General features: G+C 61.2%; 15 protein-coding genes. 13 read left to right on the forward strand and 2 right to left on the reverse strand.

Features of this window, described 5'->3' with window-relative positions:
- The first annotated feature begins 224 nt into the window (after window positions 1-224).
- From urtE to ureG, 13 genes are all read left to right on the forward strand, one after another.
- The gene (gene urtE / locus ACIPSK_RS23155) at window positions 225-920 is read left to right on the forward strand and encodes an urea ABC transporter ATP-binding subunit UrtE (RefSeq protein ID WP_162117960.1); all 696 of its coding nucleotides are present in this window, start codon (window positions 225-227) and stop codon (window positions 918-920) included.
- Window positions 921-1071: 151 nt separating this feature from the next.
- Entirely contained in the window at window positions 1072-1893 is an 822-nt protein-coding gene (locus ACIPSK_RS23160; RefSeq protein WP_162118039.1) for an urease accessory protein UreD, read from the forward strand.
- Window positions 1894-1926: 33 nt separating this feature from the next.
- Window positions 1927-2229: an urease subunit gamma gene (locus ACIPSK_RS23165; RefSeq protein WP_003561955.1), complete on the forward strand. Its 303-nt coding sequence runs from the start codon at window positions 1927-1929 to the stop codon at window positions 2227-2229.
- Between the two features lie 10 nt (window positions 2230-2239).
- Window positions 2240-2491 carry a DUF1272 domain-containing protein gene (locus tag ACIPSK_RS23170; protein WP_018493803.1) on the forward strand — a complete coding sequence of 84 codons (252 nt, stop codon included), beginning with the start codon at window positions 2240-2242 and terminating at the stop codon, window positions 2489-2491.
- 10 nt (window positions 2492-2501) lie between these two features.
- On the forward strand, window positions 2502-2807 hold the full coding sequence (locus ACIPSK_RS23175) for an urease subunit beta (RefSeq protein WP_003561953.1): 306 nt from the start codon (window positions 2502-2504) through the stop codon (window positions 2805-2807).
- Between the two features lie 22 nt (window positions 2808-2829).
- Window positions 2830-3237, forward strand: a complete 408-nt coding sequence (locus ACIPSK_RS23180; protein ID WP_162117961.1) for a lysozyme inhibitor LprI family protein — start codon at window positions 2830-2832, stop codon at window positions 3235-3237.
- Between the two features lie 16 nt (window positions 3238-3253).
- Window positions 3254-3877: a Urease operon accessory protein gene (locus ACIPSK_RS23185; RefSeq protein ID WP_162118040.1), complete on the forward strand. Its 624-nt coding sequence runs from the start codon at window positions 3254-3256 to the stop codon at window positions 3875-3877.
- A 3-nt stretch (window positions 3878-3880) separates the two neighbouring features.
- Complete coding sequence (gene ureC, locus ACIPSK_RS23190) at window positions 3881-5593, forward strand: urease subunit alpha (RefSeq protein ID WP_162117962.1); 1713 nt, start codon at window positions 3881-3883, stop codon at window positions 5591-5593.
- A 30-nt stretch (window positions 5594-5623) separates the two neighbouring features.
- Entirely contained in the window at window positions 5624-6295 is a 672-nt protein-coding gene (locus tag ACIPSK_RS23195; RefSeq protein WP_162117963.1) for a TIGR02117 family protein, read from the forward strand.
- 330 nt (window positions 6296-6625) lie between these two features.
- The gene (locus ACIPSK_RS23200) at window positions 6626-7489 is read left to right on the forward strand and encodes a GGDEF domain-containing protein (protein WP_162117964.1); all 864 of its coding nucleotides are present in this window, start codon (window positions 6626-6628) and stop codon (window positions 7487-7489) included.
- Between the two features lie 86 nt (window positions 7490-7575).
- Window positions 7576-8217, forward strand: a complete 642-nt coding sequence (gene ureE, locus ACIPSK_RS23205) for an urease accessory protein UreE (RefSeq protein ID WP_017965819.1) — start codon at window positions 7576-7578, stop codon at window positions 8215-8217.
- A gap of 6 nt (window positions 8218-8223) precedes the next feature.
- Window positions 8224-8895: an urease accessory protein UreF gene (locus tag ACIPSK_RS23210; RefSeq protein WP_162117965.1), complete on the forward strand. Its 672-nt coding sequence runs from the start codon at window positions 8224-8226 to the stop codon at window positions 8893-8895.
- 190 nt (window positions 8896-9085) lie between these two features.
- The gene (gene ureG / locus ACIPSK_RS23215) at window positions 9086-9697 is read left to right on the forward strand and encodes an urease accessory protein UreG (RefSeq protein WP_017965817.1); all 612 of its coding nucleotides are present in this window, start codon (window positions 9086-9088) and stop codon (window positions 9695-9697) included.
- Window positions 9698-9906: 209 nt separating this feature from the next.
- On the opposite strand, the gene ACIPSK_RS23220 is transcribed toward ureG, so the two are convergent.
- Together ACIPSK_RS23220 and ACIPSK_RS23225 are read right to left on the reverse strand one after the other, a co-directional pair.
- Entirely contained in the window at window positions 9907-13233 is a 3327-nt protein-coding gene (locus ACIPSK_RS23220; protein WP_162117966.1) for an efflux RND transporter permease subunit, read from the reverse strand.
- A 12-nt stretch (window positions 13234-13245) separates the two neighbouring features.
- Window positions 13246-14436, reverse strand: coding sequence for an efflux RND transporter periplasmic adaptor subunit (locus tag ACIPSK_RS23225; RefSeq protein ID WP_017965815.1), 1191 nt, complete (start codon window positions 14434-14436; stop codon window positions 13246-13248).
- Between the last annotated feature and the right edge of the window lie 356 nt (window positions 14437-14792).

Raw genomic sequence — 14792 nt, forward strand, 5'->3', positions numbered from 1 at the left:
GGGACGATGGATGCATCGGATGTTTGTGGGTGTGTTGCCCCTCCCCAACCCCTCCCCACAAGGGGGAGGGGCTTAACCAAGAGGCTCGCTCATCGCTACGAGCGCCAGCTTGTCTATGATCTCCTGGGGAGTGGGAGGGCAGCTCCGAGTTTGCCCCTCCCCCTTGTGGGGAGGGGTTGGGGAGGGGTCTTTTTTGGACCCGCAAAGATTCAGGAGACGGCATCATGCTGACAATCGAAAACGCAAACCTCCACTACGGTGCCGCTCAGGCGCTGCGCGGCATCTCGATCAAAGCGGAGATGGGCAAGATCACCTGCGTGCTGGGGCGTAACGGCGTGGGGAAGAGTTCTCTTCTTCGCGCCGTTACCGGCCAGCATCCGCTGTCGGCCGGTACCGTCACCTTCAATGATACCAAGCTCAACGGCCTGCCGCCCTTTGCCCGCGCCAAGCAGGGTATCGGCTATGTGCCGCAGGGGCGCGAAATCTTCCCGCTGCTCACCGTCAAGGAAAATCTCGAAACCGGCTTTGCTCCGCTTGGCCGCCGCGACCGCAACATCCCCGATGACATCTTCAGTCTCTTCCCGGTGCTGAAGTCGATGTTGTCACGTCGCGGCGGCGATCTTTCCGGCGGGCAGCAGCAGCAGTTGGCGATCGGGCGGGCCATGGTGACGCGGCCTCGGATTCTCGTGCTCGACGAGCCGACCGAGGGCATTCAGCCGTCGATCATCAAGGATATCGGCCGGGCGATCCGTTACCTGCGCGACTCCACCGGCATGGCGATCCTGCTCGTCGAGCAGTATCTCGATTTCTGCCGCGAGCTTGCCGACTATGTTTACATCATGGACCGCGGCGAAATCGTGCATGAAGGGCTTGCCGAGACGCTGGATACGCCGGAGGCCCGCCGCCACCTGACTGTCTGATCGGCAGATGCCGCAATTTGCAGCAGAGGGCGCGGCGCCTGGAAAACCTTCCGCCGCCGCCAAAGGTCTGCCCGGTGCGGCATAGGAATTGCTTGCTTTCCGCTGTCCGCGCGCTTGAATGAAAACCAGGGGCGCGACCGAAAGGGACGATATGACGATTGCGGCGGCAGGCACGAGACCGCAAAGAGCGGAAGGGCGCGGGCATCTGGCGGCAAAGCTGTTCGATGGCCGCACGCGCATCCGTGAACTCTATCAGGAGGGGGCAGCGAAAATCCGCCTGCCCGATACCTTCGATGCCTCCATGGAAGCCGTCATCATCAACACTGCTGGCGGTTTGACAGGCGGTGACCGCATGTCCTGGAGCGTCGTTGCCGGTGCCGGCACGCGCATCGACGTCACCACCCAAGCTTGCGAGAAGATCTACAAGGCATCGGCCGGCATCGCCGAGGTGGCGACCAGCATCACGGTCGGAGCCCAAGCCCGCGTCGACTGGCTGCCGCAGGAAACGATCCTCTTCGACCGGGCCGCACTTTTTCGCCGGCTGGACGTCGATCTTGACGAGAGCGGCGAATTTCTGGCCGTCGAAGCCGTGCTGCTCGGCCGCAAGGCGATGGGTGAGGCGGTGATATCAGGGCTGTTCCGTGACCGCTGGCGCGTCCGCCGCTCGGGTCAACTGATCCACGCCGAAGAACTCAGACTTTCCGAAGGCGTGGCGGCGCTGGCGGCGCGGCAGGCCGTGCTCGGCGGACAGGTGGCCTTTGTGACGCTGTTTTATGCAGGGCCGCTTTCAGAAGCCTATCTCGGCAAGGTCCGGCCGCTCGTCGAAGGATCGATGGGCGGTGCGAGCGCTTGGAATGGCAAGCTCGTCGTCCGCCTGGCAGCGGCCGACGGCTTCTCACTCAGAAAAATCCTGATCCCGGTCATTTCCGCCTTGCGCAATGGTGCGCCTGTGCCGAAAGTCTGGAATCTATGAACTTCAGCATTCGATCAAGCAGATGGACAAGCGATGAACCTCACTCCGAGAGAAAAAGACAAGCTGTTGATTTCGATGGCGGCGATGGTGGCGCGGCGGCGGCTGGAGCGCGGCGTCAAGCTGAATTATCCCGAAGCGATCGCGCTGATCAGCGACTTCGTCGTCGAAGGCGCCCGCGACGGCCGCCCGGTTGCCGAGTTGATGGAAGCAGGCGCCCATGTGATCGGCCGCGACCAGGTGATGGAGGGGATTGCCGAGATGATCCACGACGTGCAGGTGGAGGCGACGTTCCCTGATGGAACCAAGCTCGTCACCGTGCACGAGCCGATCCGTTGAGGAGATAGGAATGCTCGAGCTCAGGCCCAATTGCGAATGCTGCGACAAGGATCTGCCGCCTGATAGCATTGAAGCACGGATCTGCACCTATGAATGCACCTTCTGCGCCGATTGCGTAGACGGCGTGCTGAAGGGTGTCTGCCCGAACTGCGGCGGCAATCTCGTCGCGAGGCCTATTCGGCCGGCGGCGATGCTCGCCAAAAATCCGGCATCGACGAAGCGCGTACTGAAGGCCGAGGGCTGCGCGCCCAAGGCGGCTTAAGGAGGACGAGATGATTCCAGGCGAGATCATTGCCGCAAGCGGCGACATCGAACTGAATGCCGGCGCGCCGACGGTGACGCTGGAGGTTTCCAATACGGGCGATCGGCCGGTGCAGGTCGGCAGCCATTATCATTTCGCCGAGACCAATGCCGGGCTTTCCTTCGATCGCGCGGTAGCACACGGCAAGCGGCTCGATATCCCGGCGGGGACGGCGGTGCGCTTCGAGCCGGGGCAGACGCGCTCGGTGACGCTGATCCCGCTTTCCGGCAAGCGCGAGGTCTACGGTTTCCGTCAACTGGTGATGGGCAAGCTTTAAGAACAAAATACGGGAGAAGTGCATGCGCTTGAATATCTGCCTCGTCGGGGCGGCGATGCTGATGACGGCAGGTGCTGCCTCTGCTCAGGATATCGATTGCAACAATCCCAAGACGCAATCGGACATGACTGGCTGCGAGGCGGCGCGCCACGAGACTGCCGACAAGGCGCTGAATGCGCAGTATAAGAAGACGCGCGCCGCCCTGGCGGCGATCGACAAGGACCTGGATGGCGACATGAAGGGCGCAGAGCAGGCGCTGGTCAAGGCGCAACGCGCCTGGATCGACTATCGCGACGCCGAATGCGACGCCTTTGGCTTTCAGGCCCGTGGCGGCACGATGGAGCCGATGCTGGTCGCCGGGTGTCTCGCCAACATTACGGACAAACGCACGAAAGAGCTGAAAGAGCTCGAAGATACGATGAGCAACTAGGGTGATCAGAAAAATCATGATCGTCGGCAATGGCGATATCGAGGAGGGTGGGGCTGGCATCATCGATGCCGCCGATATTGTCATCCGCTTCAATGATTGCCGCTCCTATGGCGCCGGCGGCAGCCGCACGGATGCCGTCGCGGTCTGCAACACCGGTAGGCCGGCAAAGGCGATGCTCGGTTCGCGTGAGTGGCGCGCCCATCCGGGCGTCGTTTCGGCTGGCGAAATCTGGAGCGTGCGCGACCCGGAAAAATTCGCCGCGATGCGGGCGCCGCTTGCCGTCTCTCATCCCGAACTTGATGATTTTTGCGACGACTATACCGCTGAGTTCAGCGCCTTTTGCGCAGACACCGGCAAAAGGCACGTCATTATCGGCAAATCGGTTCACGAGGCCGTGGATGCGTCGCTTTCGGCGTTTTCTCCAGCGCCCTATGTCGTGCCGAGCAGCGGGATGATCGTCATTGCCGAGGTGCTAAACACATATGCCGAGGCCGAGGCGACACTTGCCGGCTTTGGCCACGCCGGCTGGGAATGGCACCCGTTTTCGGCCGAACGACAGCTTGTCGATAGCTATATTGCCGCTGGCCGCCTCAAGCGGCTCGGCGGAGAAACACTCGTCTCTTCCTCCCAAGGAGCCTGATAGATGCCCTACAAGATCTCGCGCGCCGCCTATGCTGGCATGTTTGGACCGACCACCGGCGACAAGGTGCGCCTTGCCGATACGGAGCTCTTCATCGAGATCGAGAAGGATTTCACCACCTATGGTGAGGAGGTGAAGTTCGGCGGCGGCAAGGTGATCCGCGACGGCATGGGACAGAGCCAGGTGACGCGGGCGGATGGCGCGGTCGATACGGTCATCACCAATGCGGTGATCGTCGATCATTCGGGCATCTACAAGGCCGATATCGGCCTCAAAGACGGTCGCATCTTTGCGATCGGCAAGGCCGGTAATCCCGACATGCAGCCGGGTGTCAACATCATCGTCGGCCCCGGCACGGAGGCGATCGCTGCCGAAGGCAAGATCGTCACCGCAGGCGGTATGGACAGCCATATCCATTTCATCGCACCGCAGCAGATCGAGGAAGCGCTGATGAGCGGCATGACCTGCATGCTCGGCGGCGGTACGGGACCGGCGCACGGCACGCTTGCCACCACCTGCACGCCCGGTCCCTGGCATCTCGCGCGCATGATCGAAGCGGCCGACGCCTTCCCGATGAACCTTGCCTTTGCCGGCAAGGGCAATGCCTCGCTGCCAGGGGCGCTGACCGAAATGGTGCTGGCCGGCGCCACGTCGCTGAAGCTGCACGAGGATTGGGGCACGACACCAGGCGCCATCGACTGCTGCCTGTCGGTTGCCGACGAATACGACGTGCAGGTGATGATCCACACCGATACGCTGAATGAAAGCGGCTTCGTCGAGGATACGATCGGTGCCATCAAGGGCCGCACCATCCATGCCTTCCACACGGAAGGAGCCGGCGGCGGGCATGCGCCTGACATCATCAAGATCTGCGGCCAGCCGAACGTCATCCCGTCGTCGACCAATCCGACGCGTCCCTATACGGTCAATACCATCGCCGAGCATCTCGACATGCTGATGGTCTGCCACCATCTGTCGCCGTCGATCCCCGAAGATATCGCCTTTGCCGAAAGCCGGATCCGCAAGGAGACGATCGCCGCCGAAGACATCCTGCACGATATCGGCGCCTTCTCGATCATCTCGTCCGACAGCCAAGCCATGGGCCGCGTCGGCGAGGTGGCGATCCGCACTTGGCAGACGGCCGACAAGATGAAGCGTCAGCGCGGCCGGCTGAAGGAGGAAAAGGGCGACAACGACAATTTCCGCGTTCGCCGCTATATCGCCAAATATACGATCAACCCGGCGATCGCCCACGGTCTCAGCCGTGAGATCGGCTCGGTCGAAGTCGGCAAGCGCGCCGATCTCGTGCTGTGGAATCCTGCCTTTTTCGGCGTGAAGCCCGATATGGTACTGCTCGGTGGGTCGATCGCGGCCGCGCCGATGGGCGATCCGAACGCCTCGATCCCGACGCCGCAGCCGGTACACTACCGGCCGATGTTTGCCTCCTATGGCAAGAGCCTCACCAATTCCTCCGTCACTTTCGTCAGCCAGGCCTCGCTTGACGCCGGCCTGAAGGGCCGGCTCGGCGTTGCCAAGGAACTGGTCGCGGTGAGGAATACGCGCGGCGGCATCTCCAAGGCATCGATGATCCACAACGACCTGACACCCGAGATCGAGGTCGATCCGGAGACCTACGAGGTCAGGGCGAACGGCGAATTGCTGACATGCGAGCCGGCGACGGTGCTGCCGATGGCGCAGCGCTATTTCCTGTTCTAAGCCCACGCCCATGTGCGACGGACGGCCTCGATGAGGACCGGTATCCGCTGGTTGTTGCGGATCGTATTTCTGCTTGTGCTCTCGGCGGCCTGCGGCACCTTTATTCCCCGGCCGCTGATTGCGCCGGTCGAGGCGTCGTCTGCCGCAGTGACGCATCGAATTCTGCTGCTGTGGGGCCCGATCCATACCGATATTGCCATTCCGCTCGACGCGGAAACGCGGGCTGCCTTTTCCTTCCTCGACAATACTGGTTTTCCGCTCGGCCATCCGAATGCGGAGTGGCTAATTATCGGCTGGGGCGGACGTGCCTTCTATCTGGAAACTCCCACATGGGCGGAGCTGAAGCCGCTGCCGGTGTTGCGCGCGCTGACGATCGACCGTTCAGTGCTGCATGTGGACCTTGCCGGTCATATCACCGAGCCGCAGTCCACCGTTACGGCATTCAATGTCAGTGAGGATCAATTGGCGCAGCTGCGCGATTTTATCTCCGAGAGTTTCGTCCGCGACGCGGGCGCGGTGGTGCCGATTCCGGATGCGGGTTACGGCGAGATCGACCGGTTCTTCGAAGCCAGGGGATACTTCAACGCACTCTTCGGCTGCAACACCTGGACCGCCGCTGCCCTGCGCTCGGCTGGGTTTCGAACCGGCATATGGAACCCGCTTCCACAAACATTGCGGTTGTCTGTTGCGGTCTACAATTGAAGCAGCCGTCGGGTCGGTCCGCTCTTAAAGTGAATTGTGAATAGCGCTCTCCATATGGTTGTAAAAATCGGTGGAAAACCCGGTATTTTGTCAAGCTAATCCATTCTGGAACAACTGCATCACGAAACCTGATGAACCCCTTTTATATCAGTCGTTTAACTGTCTCTTCGCGCTGTTCGATTCAGGGATTGGAAAGCTGCATCCCCTGCTAGAAAAATTCTGTCCACCGAAACGTCCGAACCGTTCGAATTTTAACGGGTCGATTAAGACACCCGCAGCAATTGGGCTCTTATCAATGCCTGGAAACGCCGAGCAGGAAGGTTGATTCTCATGAGAAACTGGATTTTGCTGCAGGCCGATTTCGGCGATCTTCAATACCGCAGAAACGTCTATGTCTTCGCCCTGAAGATGGCTTTTCTTGCCGTTATTCTCTCAGGAGTCATTATCGCATTGACGATGCCGTCGCTCGATCTTCTCGGGCTTCTACCGGTGACGCTCGCCCATGCAATCGGCTTCAGCGCGATCTTTTCCTGGCTGATCGGCGGTACCGTTTCCGGCATGCTGTCACTGTTTGCCGGCTTTGCCATGCGCGATCTCGCGCTCTCGCGGGCGGAATTCGAAAAGCTCAGCCGCACGGATACGCTTTCCGGGCTGCTCAACCGGCGCGCTTTTACCGAGGCGCTTGAGAATACCGATGGCGATGCGTCGCTGGTGATTTTTGACGTCGACCGTTTCAAGGCGATCAACGACCGCTTCGGCCATGGCTGCGGCGATGCCGTCATCATCGCCGTTTCGGCCATGCTGAGATCCGCCTTCGATGAGATGTCCGTCGTCGCACGGCTGGGTGGGGAGGAGTTCGGCGTCATCGTCTCCGGCGAGCCGCTCGATGCGCGTATGGAGCGCGTCGAAAGCGTCCGGGCCCGGATCGCCGGCGGCGCCATGAAAGCCGAGGGGCACGATATCCGCATCACTGTTTCCGGCGGCGTTGCCGATCTCGTCACCGGGCGCACCAAGCAGGCGGTCTATGCTTCCGCCGACCGGGCGCTCTATCTCGCCAAGGCACTTGGGCGCAATCGCGTCGTCCACGAACGAGAAGGTCTGCATCACGCCTGGCACGGGCTTGTCGACAACGGCGCCGATGGCGAGAACAGAGGGCCGGAGAGCGACAACGTGATGCAGGCTTACGGAATATAAAAGTCACACCCGGACGAAAGGGCATTGGTGCTTGCATCGGGAAGAGCTATTTTGCATGGTCGTCCTCTCAGCAAAACGGACATATCATGCAGCGCGTCACGTCCTATCTTCCCGCCGGAACCCCTTCCTCCCATCCGATCGCCCAAGTCAAGCTGCCGCATGATCTGCGCCATCTGCGCCGCAAGCTGCTGCATTTGGAAAATGGCGAAATGGTCATGCTCGATCTCAAGGATCCGGTGCTTTTCGCCAATGGCGACCTCTTGGTGCGCGACGACGGCGAACTGATCGAGATCCTCGCCGCCGACGAGAAGCTCTTCGAGGTTCGCGGACGCGACCGCACCCATCTGGTCGAGCTCGCCTGGCATCTCGGCAACCGGCATCTTGCGGCCCAGATCGAGGAAGATCGCATCGTCATCCTGCGCGATCATGTCATCCGCACCATGCTGCAGGGCCTCGGCGCCGTCGTCCTCGAGATCGACGAGCCGTTCCAGCCGGCACGCGGCGCCTACCATTCCCAAGGCGGGCATTCGCATGGGCATGATCACGATCACAATCATGACCACGGCCATGATCACGGCCATGACCATGATCACGAACATGGCTACGAGCATGAGCATGAGCACCGCCACGATCGCGGTCATGATCATGACCACGGGCGGGATCATGGTCATGAGCACGGACGGGATCATAGTCATGACCACGGACATCACGACCACAAGCACGACTGAGCCTTGATGACTGGGGATCGCGAGTTGCAGGCACTGCTGCGCCTGACGGCATGGCTCTCACCGGCCTTTCCGATCGGCAGCTTTGCCTATTCGGGCGGGCTGGAGCGGGCGGTTGCCGACGGGTTGGTCACGGATGCGGCCTCGCTTGCGGCCTGGACCGGCACTTTAATCGGCAATGGTTCGGTCTGGAACGATGCGGTGCTGCTGGCCGAAAGCCACAGGCACCAGGCTGAAGCCGCGCGCCTTGCCGAGATCGCCGCGCTCGCCGAGGCGCTTGCCGGATCACGCGAGCGCCATCAGGAAACGATGCTGCTCGGCGAGGCTTTCCTGGCGGCGGCAGGCGCTTGGCCGGACGATGTGTTCGAGAGGCTGCCCGGCAAGGCCGCTTATCCTGTCGCGGTGGGAGCGGTTGCGGGTGCACATGGCATAGGATCCGAGAAGGTGCTCGCAGTCTTCCTGCACGCCTATGCCTCGCAAGCGGTTTCGTCAGGCATCCGCCTCGGCATCGCTGGGCAGAGGGATGGCGTTGTCGTGCTTGCCGGCCTTGAAGAGCACCTCGCGAAGATCGCCCGGCGGGCGGCTATCTCGACGCTCGATGATCTGGGTTCGGCGACGGTGCAGGCCGATATTGCAAGCCTGCGCCATGAGACGCAGGCGACGCGGCTGTTCCGCTCGTGATTGTCCGAAATTATCGCGGCGGCGAGAGCAATTCCAGCAAAAGTGCGCAGCGGTTTTGCGTCCGGAATTGCGTGAAAACAAAGAGATAGAGCGCTTCGGTGATTCGAAGAAAAACAAGCGCTCTAAGTCATTTGACGGTGGCGCGGGCGGGCGGCTTCGTTATCATCGGGGTTCGATTGGAGTAAGGCACATGAAATCAAGAAACGGACCTTTGCGTGTCGGCATCGGCGGGCCAGTCGGCTCGGGCAAGACAGCGCTGACCGAAAAGCTCTGCAAGGCGATGCGCGACGACTATTCCGTCGCCGTCGTCACCAACGATATCTATACGACCGAGGATGCCGAGGCGCTGGTGCGGATGCAGGCATTGACTTCGGACCGCATCGTCGGCGTCGAGACAGGCGGCTGCCCGCATACCGCCATTCGTGAGGATGCGACGATCAATTTGCAGGCGATCGCCGGCCTCAACCAGCGGATCCCCGATCTCGACGTCGTCTTCATCGAATCCGGCGGCGACAATCTAGCGGCGACCTTTTCGCCCGATCTTGCCGATATCACCATCTATGTCATCTCCGTTTGCCAGGGCGAGGAAATCCCGCGCAAGGGCGGGCCGGGTATCACCCGGTCGGACCTGCTCGTCATCAACAAGAAGGATCTGGCGCCCTATGTCGGCGCCGATCTCGACGTGATGGACCGGGATGCGACGCGCATGCGCGCTTCGCGCCCCTTCGTCTTCTCCGACATGAAGCGCGGCGACGGCGTCAGCTCGATCGTCAGCTTCCTCAGGGAGCAGGGCGGACTCTAGATCCGGATTTTAGGCCGGATCGGCCTAAAACATCCGGATCAAAATCAAAGAATTAGAGCATGTCGTCCGAACACCGCCCGCTTCAGGTCTTTGTTTTTACGCATGTCGCACAAAGCCGCTGCACACTTTTGCGCGACATGCGTTGGAAATGAACGAAAACGAAACGGGCCGGGAGATCGCTCCCGGCCCGTTCGTTTCCTGGGTTTTGCTTATTCCGCCGCGAAGGGCGGCAGGCGCAGCACGTTGGTGTCGTTGCCCTTGGCGCTCTTGCGTTTGTCTTCCGGCTTTTCGATCGCCGTCAGGCGCTCCTCCAGCGCGTCGATGTCGCCGCGGTTCTCCCGGGTGACGCGGGTGAGATCCTCGCGCGACAGCGGCAGTTCCTCGTTGTCCTTCTTGCCGACCAGGCGGCCGAAAGCCCAGCCGAGCAGGCGGGACAGATCGTCCATGATCAGGAAGAAGGAGGGCACGACGACGAGCGAGAGCACGGTCGAGACGATGATGCCGCCGATCACGGCGATCGCCATCGGCGCGCGGAACGAGCCGCCTTCGCCGACGCCGAGCGCGGAAGGCAGCATGCCTGCCGACATGGCGATCGAGGTCATGATGATCGGCCGGGCGCGTTTGCGGCCGGCTTCGACCATGGCCTCGACGCGGGACATGCCCTGGTGGCGCATCTCGATTGCAAAATCGACGAGCAGGATGGCGTTCTTGGTGACGATACCCATCAGCATCAGAATGCCGATCATGACCGGCATCGACAGCGGATTGCTGGTGATGATCAGGCCGGCTGCGACGCCGCCGATGGCGAGCGGCAGCGAGAACAGGATGGTGAAAGGCTGGATCACGTCCTTGAAGAGCAGGATCAGCACCGTCAGCACCAGCAGCAGGCCCATCAACATGGCGTTGACGAAACTCTGCTGCATCTCGCTCTGCACCTTGGTGTCGCCGCTTTCGGCAAGGTGCACCGTGGCCGGGATATTTGCGTCATTGACGATCTGGCGGAAGCGGGCCGAAGCCGTGTCGAGTGCGACGCCCTGCGGCAGGTCGGAACCGATCGAAACGACGCGGTTGCGGTTGTTGCGCTTGATCGAGCTTACGCCTTCCGAATAGTCGATATTGGCGACGCTTGCGAGCGGAACGGTGCCGCCGCTGGCGGTCTGGATCTTCAACGTCCGGATGGCCGCGAGATCGCGACGCATGTCGAGTGCGGCCTGAACGCGGATCGGGATCTGGCGATCATCGAGCGAGATCTTGGCAAGGGCGGCATCGACATCGCCAATGGTGGCAACGCGGATCGTCTCAGAGATCTGCTGTGGCGTAATGCCCAAGCGGGCGGCCTCATCCATGCGCGGGTGAACCTGCAGTTCCGGACGGGGCAGCGAGCCGTCAGCGCTGACATTGGCAAGCAGCGGATCGGCGCGCAGTTTGGATTCCAGAATGCCGACGGCGTCGTTCAGGTCCTTGTCGTTCTTGGAAAGGAAGTTGAAGGAGAGGTCGCGTTCGCCGCGGTCATTGAGCTTCAGGATCCGGACGTCGGGAATGTCACGCAGCTTGGCGAAGACTTCCTTTTCGATATCCCACTGCGGGCGTTCACGGCCGTGGACCTCCACCTTCGGCAGTTTCGGGCCAATGACGGGGATACGGCCGAGCACGTCGTTGACCATCTTCTTGACCAGCGATTGGTCGAGCTTGTCGAGTGCCAGCGTGATGGTCGCACGGCGCAGTTCGAGATCGCCCTTCGGCGACGCGCCGCCGAGGACGAAGACGCTTTCGACGCCGTTGATGTCCTTGACCCTGTCATAGATCGCATCGGTCGTCTTCTCGGTGTCGTCAAGCCGTGCATTGGGCGGCAGCTCGACAGAGAGCACGATGCGCGAGGCGTCTTCGGGCGGCAGGAAGCTGCCCGGAACCTGCATCAGCAGCATAATGGAGCCGGCGAGGAAGCCGAACGCGACAAGCAGAGTCGCATAACGCGTGTACCAGCGGCCGGTCGTGCCACGTATGAGACGCGTGTATCCCCGCATCAGCAGGCCGTCATTGTCGTGATGATCTTCTATTCCGTCCTCGGCGCGCATGAGATAGGCGGCCATCATCGGGGTGATGAGGCGCGCCACCATCAGCGAGAAGAAGACGGAGAAGGCGACGGTCAGGCCGAACTGGATGAAATACTGGCCCGGAATACCCGGCATGAAGGAAACGGGCACGAAGACAGCGATGATCGTGAAGGTGGTGGCGATGACGGCAAGGCCGATTTCGTCGGCTGCCTCGATCGCCGCCCGATAGGGCGTCTTGCCCATCTTGATGTGGCGGGCGATGTTTTCGATTTCGACGATCGCATCGTCGACGAGAATGCCGGTGGCGAGCGTCAGAGCAAGGAAGCTGACGAGGTTCAGCGAGAAGCCCATCATGTCCATGACCCAGAAGGTTGGGATCGCAGACAGCGGAAGGGCGATTGCAGAGATCAGGGTCGCACGCCAGTTCCTGAGGAACAGGAGGACGACAATGACAGCGAGCAGCGCACCCTCGAGGAGCGTATGAATGGCGGCTTCGTAGTTGCCGTAGGTGAAATAGACCGAATCATCGATCAGTTCGATCTTCACATTGGGATTTTCGGCTCGCACTTTGTCGAGGTTCTGCGCCACGGTTTCGGCGACGCTGACCTCGCTGGCGCCCTTCGAGCGGAAAACGCCGAAGGTAACGACCGGCGTGGCGTTGAAGCGCGAGAAGGATTTCGGCTCCTCATAAGTGTCCTTGATAACGCCGAGATCGGATAGTTTGACGAAGCGGCCGTTCGGCAGGCCAATGGTCGTATTGGCGAGGTCGGCGACGTTGCGGGCGTCACCGAGAACACGGATCGCCTGTTCGCTGCCCGCCACCTGGCCGCGGCCCGAGCCGAGGTCGATGTTGGTGCCGCGCAGCTGCTGGTTCACGCTGGCGGCGGTGATACCATAGGCATTGAGCTTGTCAGGGGTGAGTTCGATGCGTACTTCGCGTTCTGCGCCGCCGTAACGGTCGACACGGCCGATGCCGGCCTGGCCCTGCAACGAACGCTTGATCGTATCGTCGACGAACCAGGAAAGTTCTTCCAGCGACATCGCAGGCGAGGAAACGGCGAAGGTCTGGATCGCCTGTCCCTCGACATCGACCTTGGAGACGATCGGTGCTTCGGCCGTCGCCGGCAGATCGCTGCGGATGCGGTCGATCGCATCCTTGGTGTCCTGCACAGCCTGTTCGGTCGGCACTTCCATCCGGAACATGACGTTCGTTTGCGAGCTGCCGTCGGTGACCGTCGATTGGATTTCGTCGATGCCGGTGATGGAGGCGACCGCGTCTTCGATCTCCTTCGTTACCTGCATTTCGAGTTCAGCCGGCGAAGCGCCGCTCTGCGTCACGCTGATCGAGACGAGCGGCACGTCGATATTGGGAAAACGCGTGATCGGCAGCGAATTAAATGACTGCATGCCGATGAACACCAGCAGGCAGAAGGCCAGCAGCGGCGCAACGGGATTTCGAATGGACCAGGCTGAGAAATTCATCGGATGGTCTCTTTAGTTGGAAGCCGGGGGCTGTTCACGCACCGGCGTGATGTGGTCGCCGTCGCGGACATAAGCGCCCGCCTTGGCTACGACCTCGTCGCCGGTCTTCAATCCATTGACGACCTCGACATAGGCGCCGTCCTGGATGCCGGTCTCGATCTTGGCGAATTTCACCACGCCGTCCTCGACTTTGCGGGCGGAGGAGCCTTCGTTGCCGGTGAGTACTGCGGTCAGAGGAAGCGCTACGCCTTCAGTCTCGCGCACGATGATTTCGGCGCTGCCATACATGCCGGAACGCGCCTTGCTGTCATCATCGATGGAGATATGCACGAGGCCGAGGCGGGTGACCGGATCGACGGTCGGCGAAACCAGGCGTACGGCGCCGGAAAGTTTCTCACGGCTGCCGGAAAGCGAAATCGTTGCCTTTTGGCCGGCCTCGATCCTGACAACATCGCTTTCGGCGACCTCAGCGACAAGCTCGATATCGCCGTCGCGGATGATAGTAAACAGCGGATCGCCGTTGCCGGCGGCAATGGCGCCGACCTTGGCGTTCTTCGCCGAGACCGTGCCGGCGACCGGCGTCTTCACATCGGTGCGCGCCAGCTTCAAATCCGCATCGGCGATCTGGCTGTCGAAGACCTTGAGATCCGCTTCGGCGACCTCGATCGCCTGTTCGGCGGAGACGACGCGAGCATTGGCGGCGGCAGCAGTCGCATCGGCCTGTTCGACCTGGGCGGTGGAAACCGTGCCCTTCTTGACCATTTCCTGGGCGCGGGCCTGCTGCTGCCTTGCCTGTTCGGCATTGGCCTGCGCCTCGATGAGCTGGGCGCGCAGCTGGGCGAGGCTTGCCTCGCCCTTGGCCCTCGTCGCCATCATCTGGCTCTTTTCCAGGACCAGCGCGTCATCGTTGAGCGTCGCCAGCGTGCTTTCGGCCTGAACCTTGTCGCCGACATCGGCTTTCAGGGTGCGAATCGAGAGGCCTTCGACCTGCGGTTGGATATAGACTTCTTCGACGGGTTTGACTGTTCCGGTGCCGATGACACGGTCGACGAGGGTGCGATTGACAGCCGTGGTGACGACGATCGCCGGCAGGTTCTGTTGCGGTTTTGCGACCGGCGCTTCCTGCGAAAATGCGGTGGATGCAGCAAGTGCCGCTGCAAAAAGAGTAGAGGCGCCTAGAATTCCAGTCGGCTTGCGTGCCATGCGTCTTCGTCCAATCTTATGATAAGGTTGGCCGAACTCGAGCGTCTGCCACTCAGCGCGCGATCAGGCCATTGCCCTTCCTGCATTCTCAGAGGTTTCCGCCGATCCTTTGCCGTCTTCATCCCTCGCCGGCAAATTCGGCTTGTAGGTGGTATCGATTTGCTCAATCTACAAGTCCGGCAGAAAACAATTCCCCATCAGGCGATAATAATTACCATTCCGACGTCAATCAATCACCGCAAGGTTATGTCAACATTACGAAGATTGATCGCGCTCTTACCCCATGACGTTTGACGTCCGATAAATGCGACAGCTGCAAGGCGTTTTTTCCACCTCGCACGGAAAAACACGAAACG

The organism is Rhizobium sp. LARHSG275, assembly GCF_052871115.1.